Here is a 1209-nt window from a genome sequence, read left to right on the forward strand (position 1 = left end):
AAGGCTTCCTCCTAAAAGAAAGCCTTGAATCACGTTCAATCTGATTTGAGAATCCCAAGAGTCCACACGGCCTAGAGAGTTCCTCCGGGAGGATAACGAAATGATCGTCTATCCGCCTCCCGGAGCCGCTGATTTCAAGGGATAGGCACAAAAAATGTGGAGGGAAGCAATGAGGAAGGTACTTCTTGCCGGCATGGCCGTCGCCATGATGGCGACGCCGGCGTTTGCTCAGAGCTACAAATTCGTGATCGTGCCCAAGGCCATGAACAATCCGTTCTTCGATTTCGCGCGCGACGGCTGCCAGAAACGCGCCAAGGAGCTCGGCAACATCGAATGCATCTACAAAGGTCCTGTCGAGCACGAGCCGGCGACGCAAGCCCAGATCATCCAGGATTTCATCACCCAAAAGGTAGACGGCCTGGCCATCTCGGTCGCCGATGTTGCCGCGATGACCAAGTCGATCGAGGCGGCAACGGCAGCCGGCATTTCCGTCATCACGTTTGACTCGGACGCGCCGGGCTCGAAGCGGATTGCCTACATCGGCACCAACAACAAGGAGTTCGGCCTCGCGCTTGGCAAGCAATTGCTGAAGCTCCGGCCCGATGGCGGCAAATACGCAATGGTCTCCGGCGGGCCGGGTGCGGAGAATTTGGCCGAACGCGTCAATGGCGTCCGCGAAGCGCTCAAAGGTTCGAAGTGGACCGAAGTCCCGGGCTCGCCGACCTTCTGCAACGACGACCCCGCGCTTGGCGTGCAGCAGATGACGGATCTGCGCACCGCGACTCCTGACCTCGCGGCGATCATTCCGATCGGCGGATGGCCCATGTTCGCGCCGGAAGGCTTCAAGGCGTTCGCCAGCAAGAGCAGGAAGGACATGGACGCTGGCAAGTTCACGCTCGTCGTGGCCGACACCCTCAGGATGCAGCTCGAGCTTCTGAACGAGGGTTATGCCAATGCGCTGGTCGGCCAGCGTCCGTTCGAGATGGGCGAGAAATCGATGGATACTCTTCTTGCAATCAAGAAGGGCCAGAAGGTGCCGGAGATCATCTACACTGGTCTCGACGTCGTGACGAAGGACAACATCGCGAAGATGTTGAAGTAGGAACGTCTTGACCGGATTTCTACGGCGCAACGGACTAGGCCGTGTGGACTCTTGGGATTCTCAAATCAGATTGAACGTGATTCAAGGCTTTCTTTTAGGAGGAAGCC

The 1209-nt window shown here is 57.7% G+C and carries 1 protein-coding gene; it reads left to right on the forward strand.

What is annotated here, in order from left to right:
• Positions 1-169: 169 nt before the first annotated feature.
• Positions 170-1102, forward strand: a complete 933-nt coding sequence (locus AAFX91_RS41800) for a sugar-binding protein (RefSeq protein ID WP_394570361.1) — start codon at positions 170-172, stop codon at positions 1100-1102.
• Positions 1103-1209: the final 107 nt, after the last annotated feature.

The organism is Bradyrhizobium sp. 31Argb (genome assembly GCF_043638955.1).
Lineage (GTDB): Bacteria > Pseudomonadota > Alphaproteobacteria > Rhizobiales > Xanthobacteraceae > Bradyrhizobium.